The sequence below is a fragment of the Winogradskyella sediminis genome, assembly GCF_003387355.1.
Classification (GTDB): Bacteria; Bacteroidota; Bacteroidia; order Flavobacteriales; family Flavobacteriaceae; genus Winogradskyella; species Winogradskyella sediminis.
Genome location: NZ_QUNH01000001.1, coordinates 1031444 through 1054891 on the forward strand (window position 1 = coordinate 1031444; position 23448 = coordinate 1054891).

Annotated in this window: 23 protein-coding genes; 10 read left to right on the forward strand and 13 right to left on the reverse strand. The window is 34.3% G+C overall.

Annotation, left to right across the window (positions count from 1 at the left end; all coding sequences use genetic code 11):
* Positions 1–295: 295 nt before the first annotated feature.
* From C8N41_RS04410 to C8N41_RS04425, 4 genes are all read right to left on the reverse strand, one after another.
* On the reverse strand, positions 296–724 hold the full coding sequence (locus tag C8N41_RS04410) for a hypothetical protein (RefSeq protein ID WP_092445398.1): 429 nt from the start codon (positions 722–724) through the stop codon (positions 296–298).
* Positions 725–728: 4 nt separating this feature from the next.
* A complete protein-coding gene (locus C8N41_RS04415) occupies positions 729–1667 on the reverse strand; it encodes a polysaccharide deacetylase family protein (RefSeq protein ID WP_115838343.1) in 939 nt (312 codons plus the stop codon).
* A 25-nt stretch (positions 1668–1692) separates the two neighbouring features.
* The gene (locus tag C8N41_RS04420) at positions 1693–4827 is read right to left on the reverse strand and encodes a leucine--tRNA ligase (protein WP_115838344.1); all 3135 of its coding nucleotides are present in this window, start codon (positions 4825–4827) and stop codon (positions 1693–1695) included.
* A 138-nt stretch (positions 4828–4965) separates the two neighbouring features.
* Entirely contained in the window at positions 4966–5523 is a 558-nt protein-coding gene (locus C8N41_RS04425) for a porin family protein (protein WP_115838345.1), read from the reverse strand.
* A 240-nt stretch (positions 5524–5763) separates the two neighbouring features.
* On the opposite strand from C8N41_RS04425, the gene C8N41_RS04430 reads away from it, so the two are divergent.
* The 3 genes from C8N41_RS04430 to C8N41_RS04440 all read left to right on the forward strand — a co-directional run bounded on the left by C8N41_RS04430 (position 5764) and on the right by C8N41_RS04440 (position 7312).
* Positions 5764–6642 carry a cell division protein FtsX gene (locus C8N41_RS04430; RefSeq protein ID WP_115838346.1) on the forward strand — a complete coding sequence of 293 codons (879 nt, stop codon included), beginning with the start codon at positions 5764–5766 and terminating at the stop codon, positions 6640–6642.
* A gap of 62 nt (positions 6643–6704) precedes the next feature.
* Entirely contained in the window at positions 6705–7058 is a 354-nt protein-coding gene (locus C8N41_RS04435) for a hypothetical protein (RefSeq protein WP_115838347.1), read from the forward strand.
* A complete protein-coding gene (locus C8N41_RS04440; protein WP_092445387.1) occupies positions 7058–7312 on the forward strand; it encodes a DUF3098 domain-containing protein in 255 nt (84 codons plus the stop codon). Before C8N41_RS04435 ends, C8N41_RS04440 begins: the two co-directional genes overlap by 1 nt.
* A 2-nt stretch (positions 7313–7314) precedes the next feature.
* Here C8N41_RS04440 and C8N41_RS04445 read toward each other — a convergent pair whose 3' ends face one another.
* The 4 genes from C8N41_RS04445 to C8N41_RS04460 all read right to left on the reverse strand — a co-directional run bounded on the left by C8N41_RS04445 (position 7315) and on the right by C8N41_RS04460 (position 14246).
* A complete protein-coding gene (locus C8N41_RS04445; RefSeq protein ID WP_115838348.1) occupies positions 7315–8439 on the reverse strand; it encodes a glycerate kinase in 1125 nt (374 codons plus the stop codon).
* Positions 8440–8446: 7 nt separating this feature from the next.
* Entirely contained in the window at positions 8447–10153 is a 1707-nt protein-coding gene (locus tag C8N41_RS04450) for a sodium:solute symporter family transporter (protein WP_115838349.1), read from the reverse strand.
* 101 nt (positions 10154–10254) lie between these two features.
* Positions 10255–11568 (reverse strand): MGH1-like glycoside hydrolase domain-containing protein, encoded by a 1314-nt coding sequence (locus C8N41_RS04455; RefSeq protein WP_115838350.1) that lies wholly within the window; start codon positions 11566–11568, stop codon positions 10255–10257.
* An 83-nt stretch (positions 11569–11651) separates the two neighbouring features.
* Positions 11652–14246, reverse strand: coding sequence for a TonB-dependent receptor (locus C8N41_RS04460; RefSeq protein ID WP_115838351.1), 2595 nt, complete (start codon positions 14244–14246; stop codon positions 11652–11654).
* Between the two features lie 121 nt (positions 14247–14367).
* Here C8N41_RS04460 and C8N41_RS04465 point away from each other — a divergent pair, with 121 nt between their 5' ends.
* The 4 genes from C8N41_RS04465 (at position 14368) to C8N41_RS04480 (ending at position 17755) form a co-directional block, all read left to right on the forward strand.
* Positions 14368–15390 carry a LacI family DNA-binding transcriptional regulator gene (locus C8N41_RS04465; RefSeq protein WP_092445377.1) on the forward strand — a complete coding sequence of 341 codons (1023 nt, stop codon included), beginning with the start codon at positions 14368–14370 and terminating at the stop codon, positions 15388–15390.
* Positions 15391–15452: 62 nt separating this feature from the next.
* Entirely contained in the window at positions 15453–16244 is a 792-nt protein-coding gene (locus tag C8N41_RS04470) for an undecaprenyl-diphosphate phosphatase (RefSeq protein WP_092445375.1), read from the forward strand.
* Positions 16245–16943, forward strand: a complete 699-nt coding sequence (gene truB, locus C8N41_RS04475; RefSeq protein ID WP_115838352.1) for a tRNA pseudouridine(55) synthase TruB — start codon at positions 16245–16247, stop codon at positions 16941–16943.
* A 149-nt stretch (positions 16944–17092) separates the two neighbouring features.
* Positions 17093–17755 (forward strand): hypothetical protein, encoded by a 663-nt coding sequence (locus tag C8N41_RS04480; RefSeq protein ID WP_115838353.1) that lies wholly within the window; start codon positions 17093–17095, stop codon positions 17753–17755.
* Positions 17756–17796: 41 nt separating this feature from the next.
* On the opposite strand, the gene C8N41_RS04485 is transcribed toward C8N41_RS04480, so the two are convergent.
* The gene (locus C8N41_RS04485) at positions 17797–18411 is read right to left on the reverse strand and encodes a thioredoxin family protein (RefSeq protein ID WP_115838354.1); all 615 of its coding nucleotides are present in this window, start codon (positions 18409–18411) and stop codon (positions 17797–17799) included.
* Between the two features lie 80 nt (positions 18412–18491).
* Here C8N41_RS04485 and C8N41_RS04490 point away from each other — a divergent pair, with 80 nt between their 5' ends.
* Positions 18492–19055: a DNA-3-methyladenine glycosylase I gene (locus tag C8N41_RS04490; RefSeq protein ID WP_115838355.1), complete on the forward strand. Its 564-nt coding sequence runs from the start codon at positions 18492–18494 to the stop codon at positions 19053–19055.
* On the opposite strand, the gene aat is transcribed toward C8N41_RS04490, so the two are convergent.
* The 3 genes from aat to C8N41_RS04505 all read right to left on the reverse strand — a co-directional run bounded on the left by aat (position 19036) and on the right by C8N41_RS04505 (position 21215).
* The gene (gene aat / locus C8N41_RS04495; RefSeq protein ID WP_115838356.1) at positions 19036–19674 is read right to left on the reverse strand and encodes a leucyl/phenylalanyl-tRNA--protein transferase; all 639 of its coding nucleotides are present in this window, start codon (positions 19672–19674) and stop codon (positions 19036–19038) included. The genes C8N41_RS04490 and aat overlap by 20 nt on opposite strands.
* Positions 19675–19926: 252 nt before the next feature.
* Positions 19927–20304, reverse strand: coding sequence for a DUF3127 domain-containing protein (locus tag C8N41_RS04500; RefSeq protein WP_092445363.1), 378 nt, complete (start codon positions 20302–20304; stop codon positions 19927–19929).
* 41 nt (positions 20305–20345) lie between these two features.
* Positions 20346–21215, reverse strand: a complete 870-nt coding sequence (locus C8N41_RS04505) for a flavin reductase family protein (RefSeq protein WP_115838357.1) — start codon at positions 21213–21215, stop codon at positions 20346–20348.
* Between the two features lie 124 nt (positions 21216–21339).
* On the opposite strand from C8N41_RS04505, the gene C8N41_RS04510 reads away from it, so the two are divergent.
* A complete protein-coding gene (locus tag C8N41_RS04510) occupies positions 21340–22494 on the forward strand; it encodes a sensor histidine kinase (RefSeq protein WP_092445359.1) in 1155 nt (384 codons plus the stop codon).
* A gap of 83 nt (positions 22495–22577) precedes the next feature.
* Positions 22578–22928 carry a hypothetical protein gene (locus C8N41_RS04515; protein WP_092445357.1) on the forward strand — a complete coding sequence of 117 codons (351 nt, stop codon included), beginning with the start codon at positions 22578–22580 and terminating at the stop codon, positions 22926–22928.
* Here the strand turns inward: C8N41_RS04515 and C8N41_RS04520 are convergent.
* Positions 22925–23317, reverse strand: coding sequence for an HIT family protein (locus tag C8N41_RS04520; RefSeq protein ID WP_092445355.1), 393 nt, complete (start codon positions 23315–23317; stop codon positions 22925–22927). The two genes, C8N41_RS04515 and C8N41_RS04520, sit on opposite strands and share 4 nt — an antisense overlap.
* Positions 23318–23448 lie beyond the last annotated feature (131 nt).

Consider the following 23448-nt stretch of genomic DNA (forward strand, 5'->3'; position numbering starts at 1 on the left):
AGTTCTGATTTTCAGAGCGATATGATATGCGTTAAAAGAAAGATAGTTGCGATGGCTTGGTTATGTTGAATAGGTCGCTATACAAAATTTTAGAAATCTATTTCACTCGAACAGGCCAAAGAAATATATAATTTTTAATCTGTTACGTCATTTCGAGTGAATTGTAAGAGACGAGTAAAATGTATTGATAAGCTGTTGTTAATGCTGTGTTTCAAATCCGTTGATAACACGTTCGCTTTCAAAAATAAAAGTTTGATTAAAAAATGAAATATGATATAACCGCCATGAAATAATTTTATTTTGAAGTATAGTCGGCTAAGGATACGTTATTAACTTTATCATTAATAAACTGAATATAAAGATGCTCCACTTGATTGTTCTCTCGGTTAGGTGCTAATCCTAATTCGTATAGCATAATATCTTTATCAGATTTTAAAATCCAACTGGGTTCGCCTAATAAATTTATGACATCTTCTTTCGATTTATCAATTAAAATATGATCATCAATAAGGTCGTCCACCATTTTATGGCGTGTCATTGGGCGAGATTTCCATTGTTCTTCTGTAAATCGATTTTCAAAAAAGAAATGTAAAGACGTGGCAATGACAAACGCAGAAAATAAAATTAAACCCATTTGATTTATTTGATTATTACGATAATCAAAATAATCTTTAAGGCGCTTTCGCTTTTTTAATGGTTCGTTATTTGGCGTATCTAAGTACATAGCATTATTTGTTCGTAAGTTCAGTGTAGCTTAGAAAATAGGTGTCTTCACATGGAGACATAGCATGCGGATAATTTGGAATAAGTAATACACCTTCAGCAGTTAAACTCCATGTTTTGTATGTCCAATAGCTATCGTCAACAAAAGTTTCACACTCTTCGTCTTGGACATCGTTTTCTAAATGTTGGTATTTATCCTTCAATTTCTGAAAAAAATCAACCTTTGGGTATAAGCTTTCAATATTCTTAACAACGTCTAAAGTTTTGAGGTTAAAATTATAAGCAATATTACCATGAGAAGGATGTGCTCCACCACAATAAACACTGTAATATTTTAAGTAGCTTATAAATTTATCATTGACGAGATTGATGTGGTATGAAATTTCAAACCAAGAATTACAATCTAAATTGTCTTTGGCATCTTCAAGGTGAATAGCGTCTAAAATAGGATTGAATTTAGCGCGTTGTGCTTTAGTGAAACCATTTCCTAATCTAAATAAGGGCAGTTTTGAATATTTTTCATGAAACCAAACTAACTGCTTGTCTTTATATTGAACAATACTATCTTTAATAAAGGTCAGTTTAGGATTTCTAAAGTCTTCTAAAGGCTCTTGTTGTGTTTCGGTTAAAACAACGTTGTACGTTTTATCTTTTAATTTGAAATTACCTGTGAGTTGATTGCCTTTTTTTGTTAATTGAAAAACTTCGTCGGCATCAATAACCGATTCAGGCCTAAAAAAATAGCCATCAATTAACGTGATTTTATCTTTTTTAAAATCACCAGATATTGGAATACTAATGAGTTTAGAATCATAAAAATAATAGCCACCTAATTCGCCGGAAGTGGAATCTTTTTCATGTGGATAACTCGTGACCTCTAAATGAATAGGATAATTACCAATAGTACCAACATAACTTTGAGACCAACCTATAATTGGTAACAAAGTTATGATGATATATCTTAGAAGTTTACCCAACAATATTTACAATCTTACCAGGCACCACAATGATTTTCTTAGGTGTTCTACCATCTAATTGTGCTATGGTTTTTTCGTGCGCCATTACGGTTTTTTCAATATCGTCTTTACTCATATCCAATGGTAGCTCTAAAGTAAAACGCATTTTACCATTAAAAGAAATGGGATAGTTTTTACTACTTTCTACTAAATGACTTTCGTCAAAAATAGGGAAAGCTGCCGTAGAAATAGAATCGTTATTTCCTAATTGACTCCATAATTCTTCAGCAATATGTGGCGCATATGGCGAAATTAAAACCAATAACGGTTCTAAAACAGCTTTACTTGTACACTTCTGAGCGGTTAACTCATTCACCGCAATCATAAAGGTTGACACAGAGGTATTAAACGAGAAGTTTTCAATGTCTTCTTGGACTTTCTTTATGGTTTTGTGTAAGGTTTTTAGGTTGTCTTTGGTCGCTTCAGCATCCTTGACTTTTAAACCATGTTCACCAATGTATAATTTCCATAGTTTTTTAAGGAAATTATGCACACCCGTAATTCCGGCCGTATTCCAAGGTTTGTATTGCTCTAAAGGACCTAAAAACATTTCGTAGAGTCTTAGGCTGTCTGCTCCATAATCGGCACAAATTTTATCTGGATTAACCACATTGTATTTGGATTTAGACATTTTTTCAACGTCTCTTCCTACTTTGTAAACACCGTCTTCAAGAATAAATTCCGCGTCTTTAAAATCTTCACCAAATTCTCCGTCAGTTTTTAGACCTTCAATATCTAATTCGTCAGATGCATTTACATATTGAACTTTAACGTGAATTGGCGAAAATTTAAGACCTTCAATAATAGCTCCTGTATTTTGACTATAGATATCTTTTTTAACTGTTTCAAACAATTCTTGAAAAGCACTTACGGTTTCTTTTTGCTCTTCGTTTAACAAATCGAAAAACACAGTATCTTCAATAATACTAGCTAAACCTTTAGTGAAACCATTACCATTGGCAAATGCGTTCTTATCTTCTGCAGAAATTTTTGAATTTAATATAAATTTATATAAGTCTTCATATTTCTTAAAGCTATCATATGAAATGTAAATAGGTTTATTTAAACTAGGGTCTTTAAATTCTTTTGATGTTGTAGATGAATGAGATAAAAGATCAACTCTATAAACAAAAGCACTCGTCCCCAAAATCATACCTTGGTTAATCAACTTTTTAAACGGCTCTTCAACATTCACAAAACCGCGATCTTTTAATAATTTCACCCAAAAACGAGAATAGAGTAGGTGACCTGTAGCATGTTCACTTCCACCAATATATAAATCTACATTTTCCCAATATTTCAGCGCTTCTTCACTTGCAAAAACACCATCTCTATTAGCAGCATCTTCCATATAACGGAAGAAATACCAAGAACTGCCAGCCCAACCTGGCATGGTGTTCAATTCTAGAGGATGAATGGTTGTATTGTTAATTTTATCATTTGAAACTACAGAATTACTTTCGGTATCCCAAGCCCAAACGTCGGCACGTCCTAACGGTGGTTCGCCTTCTTCTGTTGGTAAATACTTTTCAACTTCTGGTAATTTAATTGGTAAATGCTCAGCCTCTATCATTTGAGGCATACCATTCACATAATACACTGGGAACGGTTCTCCCCAATAACGCTGACGTGAAAATACAGCATCTCGCAAACGGTAATTGGTTTTCCCTTCGCCTTGGCCCATTTGCTCTAATTCGTAAATGGCGCGTTTAGAGGCTTTTTTATAGTTCATGCCATTAAGGAAATCGCTATTGGTAATTTTTACATTGTCTTTAGAGGCGAAAGCTTCTTCAGAAATGTCAACACCTTCAAATATATTTGGAATCGGAATATCAAAATGTTTTGCAAAATCGTAATCACGCTGGTCACCACAAGGCACTGCCATAACTGCACCTGTGCCGTAGCTTGCTAAAACGTAATCGCCAATCCATATTGGAATCGGTGCTTTAGAAAACGGATGCTCTGCATAAGCACCTGTAAACACACCAGAAATGGTTTTTACATCTGCCATACGATCGCGTTCGCTTCGTTTTGCTGATTTTTCTATGTAAGCGTCGACGGCTTCTTTTTGTTTTGGAGTTGTGATTAGTGACACTAACTCGTGTTCTGGAGCTAAGGTCATGAATGAGACTCCGAAGATCGTATCTGGTCTTGTAGTGAAAACGTCTATTTTGTGAGACGTCTCGGCTGCGCTCGACGAGACAGCAGGAATGACATTGAAGGTTACAGAAGCTCCAACCGATTTACCAATCCAGTTTTTCTGAATGTCTTTTAAAGCGTCAGTCCAATCAACCGTATCTAAACCTTGCAATAAACGTTCTGCGAAAGCCGAAATTCGCATGCTCCATTGCGTCATTTTTTTGCGTACCACAGGATGACCTCCACGTTCAGAAACACCATTAACGATTTCGTCATTGGCTAAAACGGTTCCTAATTCCGGACACCAATTCACTTCCGTTTCTGCTAAATAGGTGAGTCTGTATTTTAATAAAATTTCTTGTTTTTCAACTTCCGTAAAAGCGTTCCAGTCTTCAGCTGTAAAAGGTTCAATATTTTCATCACATGCGGCATTTACCGTTACATTTCCTTCTGCAGCAAATTTTTCAACTAAAGTATCAATATGCTCGGCTTTGTTAGAATCGTTATTATACCACGATTCAAATAATTGAATGAAAATCCACTGTGTCCATTTGTAATACTCAGGATTAGAGGTACGTACTTCACGACTCCAATCGAAAGAAAAACCGATTTGGTCTAACTGACGACGGTATGTTTTTATATTCGCTTCTGTGGTTACAGCAGGATGTTGACCCGTTTGAATCGCATACTGTTCTGCAGGTAAACCGAAAGAATCATAGCCTTGTGGATGTAACACATTAAAGCCTTGATGACGTTTATAACGTGCATAGATGTCACTAGCAATATAACCTAAAGGATGCCCAACATGTAAGCCAGCTCCGCTTGGATATGGAAACATATCCAAAACGTAATATTTTGGTTTATCGCTGCTGTTTGAGGCTTTAAATGTTTCGTTTTTTGCCCAGTAGTCTTGCCACTTTTTCTCTATGTCGTTGAAATTGTATGTCATTGTCTTGTTTTCCTTGTAATAATGGCGCAAATTTAATAATAACCATCTAAACTGCCTATTTTAAAATCAATAGGTATTATAAAAGAAAAAGCACCTTGTGAGATACAAGATGCTTTGCATAGGTTAAGTTTGGGTGGTTTAAAATTTATAGCCAAGTCCGGCCTGAAAAACACTATTTTTAATATCCGGATTTTCTGCTACCGTGGAGATACCAAAATTATAACGTGCTTGCACAAATAGATTTGAACTCAAATTATAACCAAATCCAACATTGGCGCCAATATCTACACTAGAAGCATCTGTGTCTTCGTCTGGTAGATCACTATCTATATATTCGCCTTTATCATTAACTAGAAACGAAAATTGTGGACCTACTTCTAAGCTAAAACCTTTTGCTAAATAATATTTTGCTAAAATTGGAATGGCGAGATAATCGACTTTTATCTTAACCACATCTTGAGCTTCTGAACCTTGTGTTGAGTATAAAAGTTCGGGTTGAAGTGAGAATTTTTCACTCAGCGGGATTTCGGAAATAACTCCAATATGAAATCCGAAGAGGCTATTTCTATCTGCATCTCCTCCTGTAAAATTAGAGATGTTAAGTCCTGCTTTGGCACCAAACTCAATGTCTTGAGCATAATTTTTTTGTGTTAACCCGAATGTAGCTAGTAAGACAAGAAAGCATAGTTTTTTCATAATAATTGATTTTTAAGATTAATTTGATTGTACAGCATTAGACAAATATTATGCCAGCACCAAAATAAAAGGGCTCTTGTTTTTAAATAAAACCGTTATAGTTGCGGCTATAATTGTGATATAAATGAGGCTTAGACTCACTTTTTGTTTTCATTTACAACACTATTAAAAGTTCGCCGTTGTAATAGTTAACATAAGCAAATTCTTTATTATTTTTACAGCATAAATCCACATTCATTTATGGCATCATCTTTTGACAAATATCAAAAACGCAAATTGATATCTTCTTACATTTCTGTAGTAATAAGTATCGCTTTGGTTTTATTTCTTTTAGGTTGTTTGGGACTTTTAGTCATTAATTCTAAAAAGGTTGCTGATCACTTTAAAGAACAAGTGGTCATGACCATTTACTTGAATGATACGGCAAAAGAGGTCGAAGTCAATCAGTTAAAAAAGAGTCTTGCGATGGCAGATTACACTAAAGAAGCACTCTATGTCTCAAAGGAGGAAGCTGCCGAATTTATGAAAGCCGAAACTGGTGAAGATTTTATGGACTTTGTGGGCTATAATCCTTTAAAAAATTCGATTGACGTACACTTAAAAGCTGATTTCGTAACCACAGAACAACTAACTGAAATTACAGATGCGCTTTCTACTAAAGCATTTATTGAAGAAATAAGATACGATAATGATTTAGTAGAACTCATGAATGACAACGTTAAAAAAATCACGTTTTGGGTACTAATTATTAGTGGGTTGTTTACGTTAATTGCTGTTTTATTAATTAATAGTTCTATACGATTAGCCGTGTATTCTAAGCGTTTTATTATAAAAACCATGCAAATGGTTGGTGCTACCAAAACCTTTATTCGCAGGCCATTTGTTTGGAAAAGTGTGCAACTTGGTATTATAGGTGCGCTGGTTGCATTAGGAGGCATGGCAATTGTTTTATACTATTTAGATATTACGTTTCCGGAATTAGAATTACTGAGAAACACCGTTTTAATTGCAGGTTTATTTGTTGGTATTTTTCTATTAGGGATTGTAATTACCTGGATTAGTACGTTCATCGCCACACAACGTTTCTTAAACTTGAAGACGGATCAGCTCTATTATTAACGTATGTACGTTTCAGTGTACTTGCTTTAGAGCGTTTGACTTTTTATTTTAAACCTTCAGTTATGAAAATATCTATCAAAAAGTTTGTTATACTCATAATAGTGGTAACACCTTTATTTTTCTACAAATCTTTTGTGATTCATAATCCCAAATCATCAGAATGTAAAATAATAAGCTCTAAGATTATAGAACTTAGAGAAGGGCCAACTTTTGATATTCAGTTTAAAGGAGACGATGGAAAGTCCTTTTATATCAACAGAGGTATAGAGTCTGGTTTAAATTTAGATACTCTTAACGCAAAAGTTTTAAATAAAACCGTTACTTTGCATTTACCAAAAATGATTTATGGGCCATCAAAACATATAGCTCAGCTAGCTGTTGAAGACCAAATAATCTATTCAGAATTTAAGGACTAATGGGAGAACAAAAACGAAAAGAAGACTCAAAATCCGAATTTATCTTCGGAAAGAAAAACTATAAATTCTTGTTTATAGGTTTAGCATTCATTGTTGTTGGATTTATCTTAATGTCTGGAGGTGGTAGTGACGACCCTAATGTTTTTGACGAATCTATCTACAGTTGGAGACGTATTCGTTTAGCACCTACACTAGTCTTAATAGGTTTTGGTATTCAGGTTTATGCAATTCTTTTAAATCCCAACAAGAAATAATTTTAGTTATTTAAAAACGTCACAAAAGATTTAGTGATTTCTTGTAAATACGTGTTGGTATGAGCCAAAGCGTCTTCCAAATTTTTGGATTTATTCATAATGGAATCGCTATAAGCAATACCCATTTGTTGTAATTCTTTAGGTTGTAATTCAATACTTCCACAAAAAGCGGCCACTTTTGTATCCCTTTTTTTGGCTGAAGTTAGTACACCACTTAGTGTTTTACCAGAAAGCGTTTGATGATCTAATTTTCCTTCTCCAGTAATAATCCAGTCAGCATTTTCTATGCTATGATCAAATGACGCAATGCCTTTAATGACTTCTATTCCGGGCAAAAGGGTGGCATTTAAAAAAGCGACCGCACCAGCACCTAGTCCGCCTGCAGCACCAGCACCCAAAATATTTTGAGTATTGAGTTTAAATTGTGCATCAAGAACTTTAGAAAATTGTCTTAAACCCATATCTAAATGTTTAATATCTTGAGGTGATGCACCTTTTTGTTTGGCATACACATAAGCTGCACCGTTGAAACCGTAAAGCGGATTAGTGACGTCGCAAGCCACTTGAAAACTTATTGATTTTAAGCGTTTGTCTACGTTAGATACGTCTATGGTATCAATGTTGTAAAGTTCTTTCCCTATAGGAATTACAGGCTTATTTTGCGCATCTAAAAAACGATACCCTAAGGCTTGTGCCATACCGATACCACAGTCATTTGTAGCGCTGCCGCCAATACCTAATATAATGTGTTGCGCTCCTTTATCTATGGCATTGAGGATGAGTTGTCCGGTACCAAAAGTGCTGGTAAGCATACAATTTTGATCCTTAGGATTCAAGAGTTTCATACCTGAAGCTTCAGCCATTTCAATAAATGCAATTTTAGAGGCTTCGGCATAAAGGTAAGTTGCTATTATGGGTTGGTCTAATGGATTATTAACCTCTGCTTCTAAAACAGCTCCTTTTAGGTAATAATTGATGACCTCGATAGTGCCATCTCCACCATCGGCTAAAGGCATTTTAACAACTTCAGCATTTAAAGAAGTTTGCAAAATAGGTGCGATAATGTTGCAAAATTCTAGCCCAGTGAGAGAGCCTTTGTATTTATCGGGTGCTAATATAATTTTCATATTTAGGCTAACTTAAGATTTGAGGCAAAAAGTAACTAATGATTAAAATGAAGATAAAAAATGCTATGAGAATAATACTTTCTTTCTGCAAGAGTTCTTTAGGGTTAAACGTGTATACTATTTCCATAGGCTTAGCAGCTATTTTGGGAGTTAATTTACTCACTATGACAGCTAAGATAACTGCGATGACAAAACCAGTTAAGTTATACCATATCCAAAATAAATCGGGAATATTGTGAATACCAATTTCGGCTAAAGCCATATGTATAGAATTATTTCCAGAATAAAAATGACCTTCATTAAATAAGTAAACTAATTCAGGTAAATATTTAAAAACAAGATTTACAACAACAGCGGTGATTATCGCAGTGTTCATACCAATATGATTCACTTTTTTTAGAAATATAGCTATCACAAATGCCGCAAGAATAGGGCCGTAGAATAATGATGAAATGGCATTAATGAGTTCAATAACTGTGCTTTCGCTATTACCAAACAGATAAGCTGTTAAAATACAAACCACACCCCAAAATACAACTAATCCTTTAGAGAGAAGCATGTAATTTTTCTCGCTTAGATTTCTGTCTTTAGTGTTGAAAAAATCTTCAATAGTGACAGCACTTAATGAATTAATGGTAGAACTTAATGAAGACATCGCGGCAGACATAATCCCTACCATTAAAATCCCTATTAGACCATTTGGTAGGTATTTGGTAATAAAAACAGGAATCATTAAATCTGGTTTAATACCAGATTTGGCATATTCAGCAGGAAAATGCAAACGTGTAGTTTCTCTAATACTTTCATAAAACTCTGGTACATGACTTACGAGATAACCAATAATTAATCCCATAACGCAGTAGACGAGGACTACCGGAAACCGTAATAAACCATTGGCCAATAATAATTTTCTAATGGTACCTTCATTTTTAGCAGATAATAGGCGTTGAGCCTGAGTTTGGTCGGTGCCATAATATGATAAATATAAAAATAGACCACCTAAAAGCATCGGCCAAAAACCATATTCTTCTCCTTCAAAAAAACCAAAATTGGAGAAATCTATAACTTGTAAACGGTCTGGATTAAAGCCTTCAAAAGACCCTGTTTCCTTAATTAATGAGTACCCTATAATTAAACAGATAATTAAACCTGAAAATAAGATGAGCATTTGAATGGCATCTCCCCAAACCACAGCTTTCATACCACCCTGATAAGAGTATATAAGGGTTACGACACTAATTATGAGTAAGGTCCAATGAAAACTAATACCAACTACAGATTGTATAATGAGTGCCATGGTAAATACCATTACACCAGTACCTAAAGCTCGACTTATTTGAAAAACAAGACTAATTAGTTTTCTTGTCGATTTTGAAAAGCGACGCTCTAAATATTCATAAATACTTACAATACCAGATTTATATAATGGAGGTATTACAAAAAACATAATTCCAATCATGGCAAGAGGAACTCCAAATTCAAATGTTAACCATTTTAATCCTCCATTGGCTTTGAGGCCTACAAATGCTGGAGCAGAAATAAAACTTATAGCCGAAAGTTGGGTAGCCATTGTAGAGAGACTCAACGGAAACCACCCTAAACTTTTTCCTCCCAGAAAATAATCTTTTGAGTTGTTGTTTTCCTTAAAAAAATAGCCCATAGCTATAAAGGCAATAAGATAAAATGCAATAATTGTATAGTCTAACCAATTCATGTCAATTTATGTTTTTGTATTCTAACCGATGGGTTTATGTGCCTTTTAAAATACGCATTAATGTTTAGAAATAGCCGTGTAAAAACGTCCAATTTTCATTTTTAAGATTTAAGAAAATCAATTAATAAAGCAGCACTCCACGAAAAGTTGTTTCCGCCATATCCTGCATTTTCAGTAACCTCTTTTCTAGAGTCGAAGTATTCATAAAAACCATATTTTTCAATTAAGGTAATAGAGTCATCTTTAACGCGATTAGAAAGGTCGTAAAAACCGTAAGATTTTAAGCCTTTATATAGTAACCAGTTGAGGTTAATCCACACAGGACCTCTCCAGTATTTTTTAGGGTTAAACCGATCGCTATCAGGATCGAAAGAGGCACAGAGATATCTGTTTTCTGAGCCAAATTTAGTCGTCATGGTTTCAACTAAAGTATTGGCACGTGCTTCATCTGGAATATCAGCAAATAAAGGAGAAAACGATGATGAGGATACATGTTCTATTTGTTTTTCATTGCGAAGGTCGTAATGAACGTACGCTCCTAGTTTTTCGTTAAATAACTTCTCATTAAATCTGGCTATCGCTTTCGTTTGCCATTGCTTTAATTGACTAATTTTATCATCGGCATCTCCAATAATTTCATAAAGTGCTATTAATGCCGCATTAGATTTTATGAGCATAGCATTAAAAAGTGGATCTTGTACCAAAAATGGTGATAACTCTGCAATTTTAGCATCGTCGTAATGGTGTTCTTTTGCAATTTCTATGAGATGTAAATAATAATCGTATTCTCTATTTGTAGGGCGTTGAGAAGCATCTACATGCGTTGTATCTCTACGTTCAAACTTATAATTAGGAGGATTCATAGTGTCCCAGATATCATCCCATATCGGAGAATTATCTGTGCCAGATTCCCAATTGTGGTAGATAAAGGCTAAACCTTCTTGGTTAGGGTCTCTGTGTGTATAGAAGTGTTCGTGATTGTGATAAACTTTATCAATTTTTGCCTTAATAAAATTGAGAATATCGGTTTTGTCTTCTACAATTTCATAAAGTTCTTTTAGTACAAATCCTAAAACAGGAGGTTGTGTCATTCCTGTAGTTCTATGACTTTTTGAAGCTAATGGATGCAGTTTTGATAGGTGAAAATCAGGTCCAGGAAAATACGTATCACTGTCGTTATGAAAAATGATGTGCGGAATAAACCCGTTTTCCCATTGCGCACTAAGTAAGGCTTCTATTTCTCTTTTGGCTTTGTCAGTGTCATAATGAGCAAACCCTATAGCAATAAAACCAGAGTCCCAGTTCCATTGAAATGGATATAAACCTTCGCATGGAATTGTAAATCCTTTGTCTTCGTCGAAATTAGAGTTAAGCACTGTTTTGGCGTTCTCTATTAAGTTGTCTTTTGTTGTCATTTTGGTAGAAAGGTGAAAATTTAAAGAAAGCATCGGCATTCGTTATGAGAATGCCAATGCGATCAAGCTATTAATCAATCAATTTAAAAATTAAATGTGGCGTTGAAGAAAACTCGAGTTGGGAGAACAGGTCTACCTACAAAAAATTCTTCTTCAGTTTGGTTGTTTCCTAATCGCGGAGAACCTTCAGTAATACCGTCTGAATTAAACAGGTTAAAAACTTGAGCACCTAAACGTAAGGTTTCATTGTCTTCACTTAAATTAAAAGTGTAGCCAAAATTAAGATTAGCTAAACCTATGGCATCTAATTCAATGGTATTAGCATCGTTAGAAAATTTTTCTCCTGTATAATTGTAGACTAAACCAGCATCAAATTTTGAATTTGAATAATCTAAGGCTAGGGTTGTAATTAAATTAGGTTGTCTTCTTAACTCGTTACCTTCTAGATCTGAATCTGCTTCAGATTTAGTGATTTCATGATCTTGGTAAGTGATAGAACCTCCGAAGTTAAAATGTTCTACAAAGGCCCAGTTCCATGTGCCTTCAAATCCGAAAGTACTAGTATCTTGTGTGTCTACTTCTTCGGTAACACCTCCGTTAGAGGCATTGACAAAGCTAATAGATCTTCTATCTTTAAGACCCACTGTGTAAAGGGCAGCAGTACCAGAAAACTTATTTTTAGAGTACTTAATTCCGAGTTCTCCTTGTAGAATTTTTTCGGTGTCGTAAGAAGATGGTTCTCCTAGTGCGTTGAATTGTGTTGCTCGTAACTCTGGAAAGAAGTAGCCACTAGAAAAGTTTCCGTAAGCACTTAAGTCGTCATTAACTTTGTATAATCCAGCTACAACAAATGCAAAATCATCTGCAGAAACATGTCCTCTTGTAAAGCTACCATTTCCCCACATTACATTATCTAAATTGGTAATACCAGTATTATCTACGGTATAAGATTCTGTTCCTTCGACTTCAATATCACCAGATGCTCTTTCATAACGTACTCCAAAATCGAAATTCCATCGGTCTAGCTTTAATTCATCAGCAACGAAAAATGCTATTTTATTACTAGAGATATTTCTGTTAGTATACGAGGTCCCTCTGTTAGTAACACCGTTTATGGAATATCCAGAGACATTAACAAGTTCTGGTCTGTCATTATATTCTCCTAAATAATTTGTGATAAGATTAAAGTCACCAGCTTCAGATCTAGACATAAATGTTCCGAAGGTAATATTATGATTTCCTGCTGTTTTTGTAAATTTTATATCGGCCATTAATTCTTGTAATGGTCGACTACGATCAAGTATTCTATTTTCATAAAGCAAAGCATCAGAGTCTAAAGGTTGCCCGTTTAAATAGGTGAAGTCACCAGAAGTTAAGCCTCTGGCAGCTAAATATTCTGCCTGGGTTTCTACAACTTTTGCTCCGCTAACACCACTTCCATCTAAAAATAGGTTGAATTCATGTTTGTACTTAGAGTATCTAAACTTAGCGTCTAATCTTAAATCATCGGAAAAGTTGTGTTTAAAATTGGTTAAAAAGTAACCACCTTTGGTTGCAATACCATCTTCAATTGGTGAATTGTAAATACCATCTGGTGTGGCATAAGAAATATCTGCTGCTGCAGCCGTTTGAAGTGTAAAAATTTCTTCACCGTCGTTACCCGTAGGTCTGTTTCTAGAGCCACCTTCTAATGGGTAAGGTAGAAAGAATTGAACTGTATCATCAATCCATTGTCCAGAAAAAGTAATCGATCCTTTATCTGTGACATGCTTAATATTTCCTCGTAATTGGAAACCTTCTGTTGGTAATCCTGTTTTTACAGGGCCTTCATCATATCTGTAAAAACCAGAAAGGGCATAGTAGGTATTTGAATTTTCACCACCTAATGGACCACTGGTTGCAAAATCTGCTTTATATCTAGAGTTAGATGCCACTTCTGTTCTAATTGTACTTTTTTGAATGGCAGAACCTGTAGCACTTGTGTAGTTAATTATACCTGCCACAGAACCTACACCGTATAGGATAGAAGAGCCACCACGGACAAATTCTAAGTTTTTCATACCAATGTCATTTCGGAAATAGACATCATGTGCCGATGAGTTTAAACCAAATGTGCTTAGAACAGGCATGCCGTCTATTTGTAATGGGTTAAATTGGTATTGCCCACCAGACGGTAATCCTCTAACAAAGATGTTGGATGCAGCTTCTCCACCACCACCTTCAGCAGTAATTCCAGGAATACTTCTTAAAACATCAGCCTGACTACTTGTATTAACGGTAGATAATTTTTTGGCGCCTATTGAAGTAATAGACATAGGAGTTTCTTTTTGAGACCGTGTCGTAGATGTTGCTGTAAGTAAAACTTCATCTAAGGCGCTGCCTCCTTCGGTTAGAATAACATCGATTGTAAGCGTGCTTTCGTCACAGTTAATTTGTTGTTCAAAAGTTTCAAATCCAATATATGAAACTTGTAATGTCTGTTCACCTGAGAGATCTGTGGTGAAATTAAAGTTGCCATCAAAATCAGAGACCGTACCAGACGTACTTCCCTTAATAATGACGTTGACACCCATAATAGGATTCCCTGATGTGTCCTTTACAGTTCCGCTAATTTCGGTTTGCGAAAAAGCGGTAAATACACTTAGAACAAGTGCAAGTGTTAGTAGAGATGTTTTCATTGATATTATATATTTATTGTTTATGAAGTAAATTTATTATCAAATTACTAAATTTGCAGCATAAATGTTAAGAAATTACTAAGCAAACGTTTGCGGTAACGTTTGCGAAAAATAAAAAGGATTGAAAAAACGTACACCAACATTAAAAGCGCTCGCTGAAAAATTAGATTTATCTATTTCTACGGTTTCCAGAGCATTGAATGATCATCCAGATATAAGCGATGTCACAAAAAAAAGAGTGAATGATTTAGCTCATAACCTAAATTACATTCCTAATATTTTCGCAAAAGGTTTTCGAAGTCATAAATCGAATATCATAGGTGTCATTGTACCTAGTATTACGCATTATTTTACAACCACATTAATAAGAGGAGTTTTAGAAGAGGCTTCTTTAAAAGGCTATAGAGTCATTGTTTCGGAATCTAATAATGATATCGATAAGCAAACTGAAATGCTTAAAACCATGATTCAGTTTGGTGTAGATGGAGTGCTTATGTCTATTTCTAAAATGACAAGAGATGTAAGTTCTATATTAAAAGTTCTAAATACACTACCATTGATTTTGTTTGACAAAGCCTCTGATAAAATACCATGTACACAGGTGGTAATTAATGAAACTGAGTCGGCATATAATGCGGTAGAACACTTAGTTAATATTGGTAAAAAACGTATAGCGATTATAAAGGAGACTGAATATTCGTATAATTCAGAAAAACGCTTTGAGGGATATTTAAAAGCATTAAAAGAGCATAATTTACCTATAGATGACAAACTGATAATTAGTGTAGATGATATTTCTTTAATTCAGGGCAAACGTATGGCGAATGTACTTTTAAGTTTAAAAAAACGGCCAGATGCTATTTTTGCTATAACCGATACAGCTGCTATTGGTGTCATTAAAACGTTAAAAAAATTTAATATTAAAATCCCCGAAGAGATAGCTGTTGTTGGATTTAGTAATTCTTTAAATGCTACAATTATAGAACCTATGCTAACCACTATAGATCAACCTGGTCAAAAAATTGGAGCTACGGCCGTAAAATATTTAATAGAAGAAATAAATCAACCTAATGTTTCTCTTATTAACAAAACCGTCGAAATTAGAAGTAATTTAATAATAAGAGACTCGACTTTTAAGGTTTAAAAAATAATATTCATTTTGCGTATTTTTGACAGGTATATAAAGTTAATTGATACTTTTGTCACATGGAAATTATAGATGCAATTATTTTAGGAATTATTCAAGGACTTACTGAGTTTTTACCTGTATCTTCAAGTGGTCATTTAGAGTTGGGTAAGGCAATTCTGGGTGATAATTCTGTACCAAAAGAAAGCTTGTTATTTACAGTTGTACTTCATTTTGCAACAGCATTAAGCACAATTGTTATTTTTAGAAAAGACATTTTATTACTACTAAAAGGAGTTTTAAAATTTGAATGGAACGAAGACCTTCAATTTGTGTCTAAAATTGCCTTATCAATGTTACCTGCTGTTATTGTAGGTGTATTTTTTGAAGAAGAATTAGAACAACTTTTTAATGGTAATATACTGCTCGTCGGTTGTATGTTGATTATAACTGCTGTTTTATTATTTTTAGCAGATAAAGCAAAGGATACGCAGAAAAAGGTTTCTTTCTCTAACGCCTTTATTATAGGTGTTTCACAGGCTGTTGCCATGTTGCCAGGTATTTCGCGTTCTGGAGCAACAATTTCCACGTCCGTATTATTAGGTAACGACAAAACTAAAGCAGCACGTTTTTCATTTTTAATGGTGGTGCCTTTAATTTTTGGTAAAATTGCTAAAGATCTTTTAGGCGGAGAATTAACTTACGATAGTTCTAATTTTACAGCACTAAGTGTTGGATTTATAGCAGCGTTTGTTGCAGGTTTATTTGCTTGTACTTGGATGATTGCTATCGTAAAAAAGAGTAAACTATCTTATTTTGCAATCTATTGTGCAATTGTTGGTATTGTTGCTATAATTTGGTCTTTAGTATAGATGAAAACAGAAGAAGATTATAAAGCAGGTGAAGTCTTATTAATAGACAAACCATTGACCTGGACCTCGTTTCAGGCTGTAAATAAATTGCGTTGGTCTATACGTCAGGCTTTTGGGATAAAAAAAATTAAAGTCGGCCATGCAGGAACTTTAGACCCATTAGCAACAGGATTATTGGTAATTTGCACTGGGAAAATGACCAAACAAATAAACACATTTCAAGGTCAAGAAAAAGAGTATACAGGAACGTTTGTTTTAGGAGGAACAACTCCATCCTATGATTTAGAAACCGAGGTAAACGAAAGCTTTCCTACAGATCATATTACAGAAGACTTAATTCATAAAACCACCCAGCAATTTATAGGTTTAATAGACCAGTTTCCTCCTGTGTTTTCGGCTATAAAAAAGGATGGAAAACGTTTATATGAATTTGCTCGAGCAGGTGAGGAGGTTGAAATTAAATCGAGACAAGTAGAAATAACTACATTTGAAATCACGGAGATTAAGAATTTAGAATTACATTTTAGAGTGGTTTGTAGCAAAGGAACATACATTAGGTCTTTAGCTAATGATTTTGGTAAAGCCTTAAATTCTGGTGCCCATTTATCTTCGTTACGTCGTACACGGATTGGTGATTTTAAAGTTGAAGACGCCTTAACACCTGAAGTTTTTATCGCTAATCTTCCTTCTAAAGAGTGATTTAACACCGGTTTAAGATAGGTAGTTAAACTATTTCTTCATTATATTCGTATTTATTAGTAGTCTAAATCTATTGTATACTGAATTTTGTTGATCGACATAAAGCCGCCATAATTACATTTCTTATTGCAGGAATTGTAGTGTTTGCTATGTTCAGTTTTCAACTTACACTTCAAGAAAAATTAGTCTCAGAAAGCTATTATCTCATTGAACCAGAACCTGAAATCACAAAAGAAGACCTTCAGGACATAGAAGATATCAACGGAAAATCTACCAACAAAGCATTTAACGAAGACCAAGAGTATAAAGAAATGATGCGCAATTTTAAAACGGTTGATGCTAATGATTTTGAACGTACCACAGAAGCGATGGCAGAAGCTAAAGCTAGTGAGGTACAAGAGGAAGCAAGTATTACCAAAACCTATACAGGTAGTAATGCGTACGCTTTAAATTCAGATGAAACGCAATCTTATAAAAAATTACAAGAAGAGTTAAAACAGCGTCTCGAGAATAAAAAGCAGGCAGATGAGCATGCCAAAACTAAAAGTACCTTAACGTATTCTCTAAAGGGAAGAACCATAACTTATTATAAAACGCCACGTTATTTATGTGAAAATGGTGGCAAAATAGTGGTAAGTATTAGAGTGAATAACACAGGTGATGTTATCGATGCTTATATTAATGGTGCGTCTAACTCCAATAATCAGTGCTTAATTAATCATGCTATTTCGTATGCAGAAACTGTTCAATTTAATACCTCAGAAAAGCGTGAGCAATTAGGCACAATTACGTTTTTGTTTAAAGGGAAATAAAAGAGTGGCCTCGACTATGCTAAGCCACCGAAATTCATGACTTATTTTAATAAGTTAACCAAATCTTCAATGGTAGATTGGCCTTTATCTTTATTATACCAGCGTTGTAAATCTTCTTTAAATTCTGGTGTTAACATACCATGTTCAGCTTTGTAATCTTGCACCATTTTTGTTGCCACTGTTGGTCGTGGTCCAAAGGTGTCTAAAACAGTATTAGTCTCAGAATGTAGCATGATTAACTTTGGAATTGATTTTCCTCCATTAGTTAAAAATTGATCCATGAGTATGTCATTTTTATCTCTCAGTACAATTTTATAATCTATAGCATCATTAAGCTCTGCGACTTTGTTAATAATAGGCATAATATGAGCGGCATCTCCACACCAACTTTCTGAAATAACTAACCAAGTGATTTTTTTATCAAAACTTTCAATCTTAGCCTTCATAGCGTCAGAAACTTTAGCGGTTTTATCCCAACGTTTCATCCGTCTATCATTTAATTGTGTGTAGGCAACTAAAGCCTCAGTTTGGTTCTCACCGGTTGTAGAATTGGTTGCTGCCAAAGTACTAACTAAGGTTCTGTATTCTGCGTAAGTCATACTGTTTTTTAGACTAGCTAAAATGATGTTTTCTAAAGGAAGTGTGTCTGTATTCATATGAACAAAAATAATAATCTATTGCTGTTTTTTGTGCAACTGTTGTTACATTAGTAGCACGAAATAAAATTCCTTACAAGATGAGTAAAAACAGATGTGGTTGGTGTGTTGGTGATTTGTTATATGAAGACTACCATGATGATGAATGGGGTGTTCCGGTATATGACGATGCCACCTTGTTTGAATTCTTAATTTTAGAAACATTTCAAGCCGGATTAAGCTGGATTACCGTTTTAAAAAAGCGAGAAAATTTTAGAAAAGCTTTTGATAATTTCGATTATAAAAAAATAGCAGAATACGATACTTCTAAAGTTGAAGACCTTTTACGAGACACAGGGATTATAAGAAATAAGTTGAAGGTAAAAGCAACGATTACAAATGCACAGGCTTTTATGAAAATTCAGGACGACTATGGATCGTTTTCTAAGTATATATGGGATTTTGTAGATGGAAAACCGATAAAAAACGAGGTTGTATATTATAAAGAAGCTCCTGCAAATACACCTTTAAGTGATACTATAAGCAAAGATTTAAAAAAGCGAGGTTTTAAATTTGTAGGTTCAACTGTTGTGTATGCGTATATGCAAGCCACAGGTATGGTAAACGACCATGAAGTTACGTGCTTTAGATATCGTCAGGTTTAAAATAGTTGAGGAATGCTGACCTAGAGATGTTTTTGGCGCCTAAACTTTCGAGGTGATTGGTGTGTAATTGGCAATCTATTAATGTGTAATTTGTATTTTGTACAAAGGTTATAAAGCCAACTTTACTGGCATTACTTACTTTGGTAAACATACTTTCACCACAGAAAACGGAATTATTAATTTCAATACCATATAAGCCACCAACGAGTTCATCATTTTCCCACACTTCTACAGATTTAGCAAAGCCGAGTTGGTGTAATTTGTAATAAGCATTTATCATGTTTTCAGTAATCCATGTGCCGTCTTGGTCATTCCGTTTTATGGCAGCACAAGATGCTATTACATCTTTAAAGGCTTTGTTTATTGTGACTTTAAAATTGCCCTTTCGCAACACTTGTCTCATACTTTTAGAGACTTTTAAATCCTCTGGAAACAAAACAAATCGCGGGTCTGGTGACCACCAAAGTATCGGTTCTTCATCCTGAAACCAAGGAAAAATACCTTTAGAATAAGCATAAAGTAAACGATCGGGTGTCAAATCGCCTCCAATAGCAAGTAGCCCTTCTGCAGAGGCTTCAGACACATCAGGAAATTCTATTTTATCAGTTAAAAAATGCATCAGTTACAATAAAAATGGCAATTAAGGATTTAAAATTAAGACTTTAACTTTGATGCTAAAACATTTTTACAGATATTTGAGTAGACCTTTATATTATATTTTTTTGTTCATCATTGCTTAATTGTAAAGGTCTAACCTAAAACCAAATTATGTCCTGATTAACCATCAGGACTTTTTTGTTAAGGCCATATACAGAAAAAGACTTGTTTTTATATAAAAACAAGCCTTTTAAATATGTGTTATTTGCCTTAATTAGAAAGGTAAATCGTCGTTATCTCCTTCGTTTACATCATTAACTGGCTCAAAAGCTTCCGTTGGTGGTACTGGAGGCATATTACCGCTTGCAGACTGCGCTTGTACACCTTCAATTCTCCATCCTTGTATAGAGTTAAAGTATTTAGTTTCACCTTGTGGGTTAACCCATTCTCTACCTCTTAAGTTGATATTAATTTTAACTTGCTGACCTACTTGGTAGCTATTTAATAAATCACATTTGTCTTGGACAAATTCCACCATAATGTGTTGTGGGTACTGCTCTTCTGTAGTCACTACAACTTCTCTTTTTCTAAACCCGTTACTTCCAAAAGTTTGAGTCTCACCTACCATTTTAATACGTCCTTGTACTTCCATTTTGCTTAATCTATAAATTTTATTACTTAATTTTATTCAGGCTACGAAAGTAATAACTTCCAAGCACTTTCTACGTCTCCATAGCTCAAATAATTTTGGGCTAATTTGTGTTTTTCTCTGTGAGATGCTGTTTTTATATCGGGATAGCGCTCACTAATGTCATCAATAAACTTATTAACATCGCTAGCATTTGGTAAAATTTCTACATTGGCCAACATTCCAATATTATTACCTGTTAAAATCATGCTATTTTTTACATGATCTGGCATATTATCTACACCAATTCCCAAAGATGATAAAGGTTTCGGAATTTCAAAAAATCCGGTTTTAGCTCTACTATAGTAACTGCCACCAGCTCTGGCAACCAAATCTAAAGCTTCTTGATTTATGGTTTGATTGTCATTTAAAACCTCTTCTGAAATATGAAGTTTCACAACTTCACAAATCACTAAATTTCCGGCTCCTCCTTCGGTGCCCAAAGCAATAATTTCGTTGACTTTACATTCAAATTGTATAGGGGATTCTGCTACTCTAAACGGTTTTATTTTATCTGAAGGCAGCATGGATAATCCGGCTTTTTCAAATTCATTTGTGCCTTCTGGGTATTCTGTACTCGATAAAGAGGCTTGGTGTACCAGATCGTAATTAACTACATTAATAACCACTTCTTTGGTCGCTTCAACATTGTGTAAGGTATGTTTTGTGGTGTTATCTCTAACACGCCTTGCAGGTGAAAAAATTAAAATCGGAGGATTAGCGCTAAACACATTAAAAAAACTAAATGGTGATAAATTAGAATTGCCTTTTCCATCAATAGTACTTGCTAGTGCAATTGGTCTTGGCGAAACGGCACTTAATAAATAGCCATGTAAAACGCTAGTTTTAAGATCTTGAGGGTTAAATGATGCCATGTATTTTGCTGATTTTCAACAAATATAATTATAATGATTTGGCAACAAAAGTATTTAGTGGATATCTAAGAACAATAATATTAACAATTTTACATTATATTTAAAAATGAATTAAACCTAACTAATGACCTTCAGTTTTAACCGAAATGTAATCCGCTGGATTATTATAGCAACCTCCTTTATAATTATTTCTCTTATTCTTTGGAATACTTACACATTCTTTCAAGATTTTAAACAAGAAGAACGTTCTAAAATGAAAACTTGGTCTGTGGCCTTAACAGATATTGGAACTATAAAATCTAATGATGAGGTTAATGAAGTAACAAGTCATGTTATCACAGAGACCATAATTAGTACACCAGTTATCGTTATAGACAAGGATGGGGAACTTAGTACTTCTAGAAATGTTGATGAATCGCTTTTAACAGATTCTAATGTTATTAAAAATCTTGTTGCTAAATTTAAGAGTGAAAACACTCCGATTGAAGTGAATATGGGGACTTCGTCTAAACAATTTATTTACTACGGTAATTCTCCATTATTAAACCGATTAAAATATTATCCTTTAGCCTTATTGCTCATTATTATCCTTTTTGCTGCCGTAGTGTATTTCTTTTATAGAAGTTCTAAAATTGCAGAGCAAAATAAACTATGGACAGGTATGGCAAAGGAAACAGCGCACCAAATTGGGACTCCGTTATCGTCGCTTGTAGGTTGGACCGAAATTTTAAAAACCGAAAATGTAAACCGTGATTACATTGTAGAAATTGAAAAAGATATTGATAGACTTCAGACCATAACAGAGCGTTTTAGTAAAATAGGATCGGCTCCTACACTTAAAAAAATGGATATTGTTGAGGTTACTAAATCGTCTTATGATTATTTAAAATCGAGATCTTCTAAACTTATTAATTTTGAACTTGTAGTTCCTGAAAGGGAAATTACAGTGCAATTGAATGAACAACTTTTTAGTTGGACGATTGAAAATTTAGTAAAAAATGCCATTGATGCCATGAAAGGTAAAGGGGATTTGAAAATTGAATTAAGGCAGCTAGAAAGTAGAGTTTACATTAACATATCTGATACCGGAAAAGGCATTCACAAATCTTCATTTCATAAAATATTTGAGCCTGGCTACACCACCAAAAAACGTGGTTGGGGACTTGGGTTATCTTTAGCACGCCGAATTGTGGAAGACTATCACAATGGCAAGATAAAAGTGCTGACCTCAGAAATAGGAAAAGGAACTACCTTGCAAATTCTTTTAAAGACAGCTTAGTTGTTTGCTAGGTAGAGAGTTACGCTTTTGAATCTATTGCAGATGCAAAGTCAATTTATTGAAAAAATAGTTTAAATTTGGGGATGAATTCTTCGAAACTTTTTACTTTAAAAGAAGCTCGGTTAGGTAATAACTGTCCTGAATGTTACTCTAATGATAGTTTGGAACTTACGTTCAAACAAAAACTTATAGAAACGAAGCTATATAAGGCAATTACAGGCGAAACCACATGCCAATTACTCTGTTTAAATTGCGAAGTACAGATCTTTCCAATCCGTTGGACAGACGATATTGAACGTGTTGTGGATTACCACAAAAGAGGATTGAAAATTAAACCAAAATCAACTAAATTAAAGCCCATTGCTTGGGGTTTTATAGCTTTTGCTATAATCATTTTAATTGCTGTAGTATTATTTGTTTTAGGAATATTCTAAATAAAATTAGAGCCTATTTTTTCTGCTAATGCTTTAAATTCCTCAGGTGAGAGGTTCTGTTTATTTGTAAAACGAGCATCTTCCATGGAGTGCAACGGAATTAAATGCACATGCACGTGTGGTACTTCTAATCCAATTACAGACATACCAATACGTTCACAAGGCACAGCTTTTTCTAAGGCAAGAGCAACACGACGCGAAAATTTCATTAACGCGATGTAAGTGGCTTCATCTAAGTCAAAAATTTTATCAACTTCTTTCTTAGGAATACAAAGCGTATGGCCTTTAGAGTTTGGGTTGATATCTAAAAACGCAAAAAAATCTTCAGTTTCTGCTACTTTATATGAAGGTATTTCCCCTGAAATTATTTTTGTGAAGAGTGTTGCCATAAGTTAATACTTCTGTTGCAATGATTATAAATAAGCCTTTTTGAATGTTGTTGAAAAGCCCTTTGACAGTGATATGAAAATGGATTTAACAGCTTTCAAATTTACGCACAATTGATATTTACATAAATATA

Bases quoted from the DNA above. Each gene is read 5' to 3' on its own strand.
- C8N41_RS04450 (WP_115838349.1), bottom strand. From the start codon at position 10,153: ATGAATTGGTTAGACTATACAATTATTGCATTTTATCTTATTGCCTTT.
- C8N41_RS04515 (WP_092445357.1), top strand. From the start codon at position 22,578: ATGAATTCTTCGAAACTTTTTACTTTAAAAGAAGCTCGGTTAGGTAAT.
- C8N41_RS04485 (WP_115838354.1), bottom strand. From the start codon at position 18,411: ATGAATACAGACACACTTCCTTTAGAAAACATCATTTTAGCTAGTCTA.
- C8N41_RS04505 (WP_115838357.1), bottom strand. From the start codon at position 21,215: ATGGCATCATTTAACCCTCAAGATCTTAAAACTAGCGTTTTACATGGC.
- C8N41_RS04445 (WP_115838348.1), bottom strand. From the start codon at position 8,439: ATGAAAATTATATTAGCACCCGATAAATACAAAGGCTCTCTCACTGGG.
- C8N41_RS04440 (WP_092445387.1), top strand. From the start codon at position 7,058: ATGGGAGAACAAAAACGAAAAGAAGACTCAAAATCCGAATTTATCTTC.
- C8N41_RS04455 (WP_115838350.1), bottom strand. From the start codon at position 11,568: ATGACAACAAAAGACAACTTAATAGAGAACGCCAAAACAGTGCTTAAC.
- C8N41_RS04460 (WP_115838351.1), bottom strand. From the start codon at position 14,246: ATGAAAACATCTCTACTAACACTTGCACTTGTTCTAAGTGTATTTACC.
- C8N41_RS04510 (WP_092445359.1), top strand. From the start codon at position 21,340: ATGACCTTCAGTTTTAACCGAAATGTAATCCGCTGGATTATTATAGCA.
- C8N41_RS04500 (WP_092445363.1), bottom strand. From the start codon at position 20,304: ATGGAAGTACAAGGACGTATTAAAATGGTAGGTGAGACTCAAACTTTT.
- C8N41_RS04520 (WP_092445355.1), bottom strand. From the start codon at position 23,317: ATGGCAACACTCTTCACAAAAATAATTTCAGGGGAAATACCTTCATAT.
- C8N41_RS04430 (WP_115838346.1), top strand. From the start codon at position 5,764: ATGGCATCATCTTTTGACAAATATCAAAAACGCAAATTGATATCTTCT.
- aat (WP_115838356.1), bottom strand. From the start codon at position 19,674: ATGCATTTTTTAACTGATAAAATAGAATTTCCTGATGTGTCTGAAGCC.
- C8N41_RS04470 (WP_092445375.1), top strand. From the start codon at position 15,453: ATGGAAATTATAGATGCAATTATTTTAGGAATTATTCAAGGACTTACT.
- truB (WP_115838352.1), top strand. From the start codon at position 16,245: ATGAAAACAGAAGAAGATTATAAAGCAGGTGAAGTCTTATTAATAGAC.
- C8N41_RS04435 (WP_115838347.1), top strand. From the start codon at position 6,705: ATGAAAATATCTATCAAAAAGTTTGTTATACTCATAATAGTGGTAACA.
- C8N41_RS04480 (WP_115838353.1), top strand. From the start codon at position 17,093: ATGTTCAGTTTTCAACTTACACTTCAAGAAAAATTAGTCTCAGAAAGC.
- C8N41_RS04490 (WP_115838355.1), top strand. From the start codon at position 18,492: ATGAGTAAAAACAGATGTGGTTGGTGTGTTGGTGATTTGTTATATGAA.
- C8N41_RS04410 (WP_092445398.1), bottom strand. From the start codon at position 724: ATGTACTTAGATACGCCAAATAACGAACCATTAAAAAAGCGAAAGCGC.
- C8N41_RS04425 (WP_115838345.1), bottom strand. From the start codon at position 5,523: ATGAAAAAACTATGCTTTCTTGTCTTACTAGCTACATTCGGGTTAACA.
- C8N41_RS04420 (WP_115838344.1), bottom strand. From the start codon at position 4,827: ATGACATACAATTTCAACGACATAGAGAAAAAGTGGCAAGACTACTGG.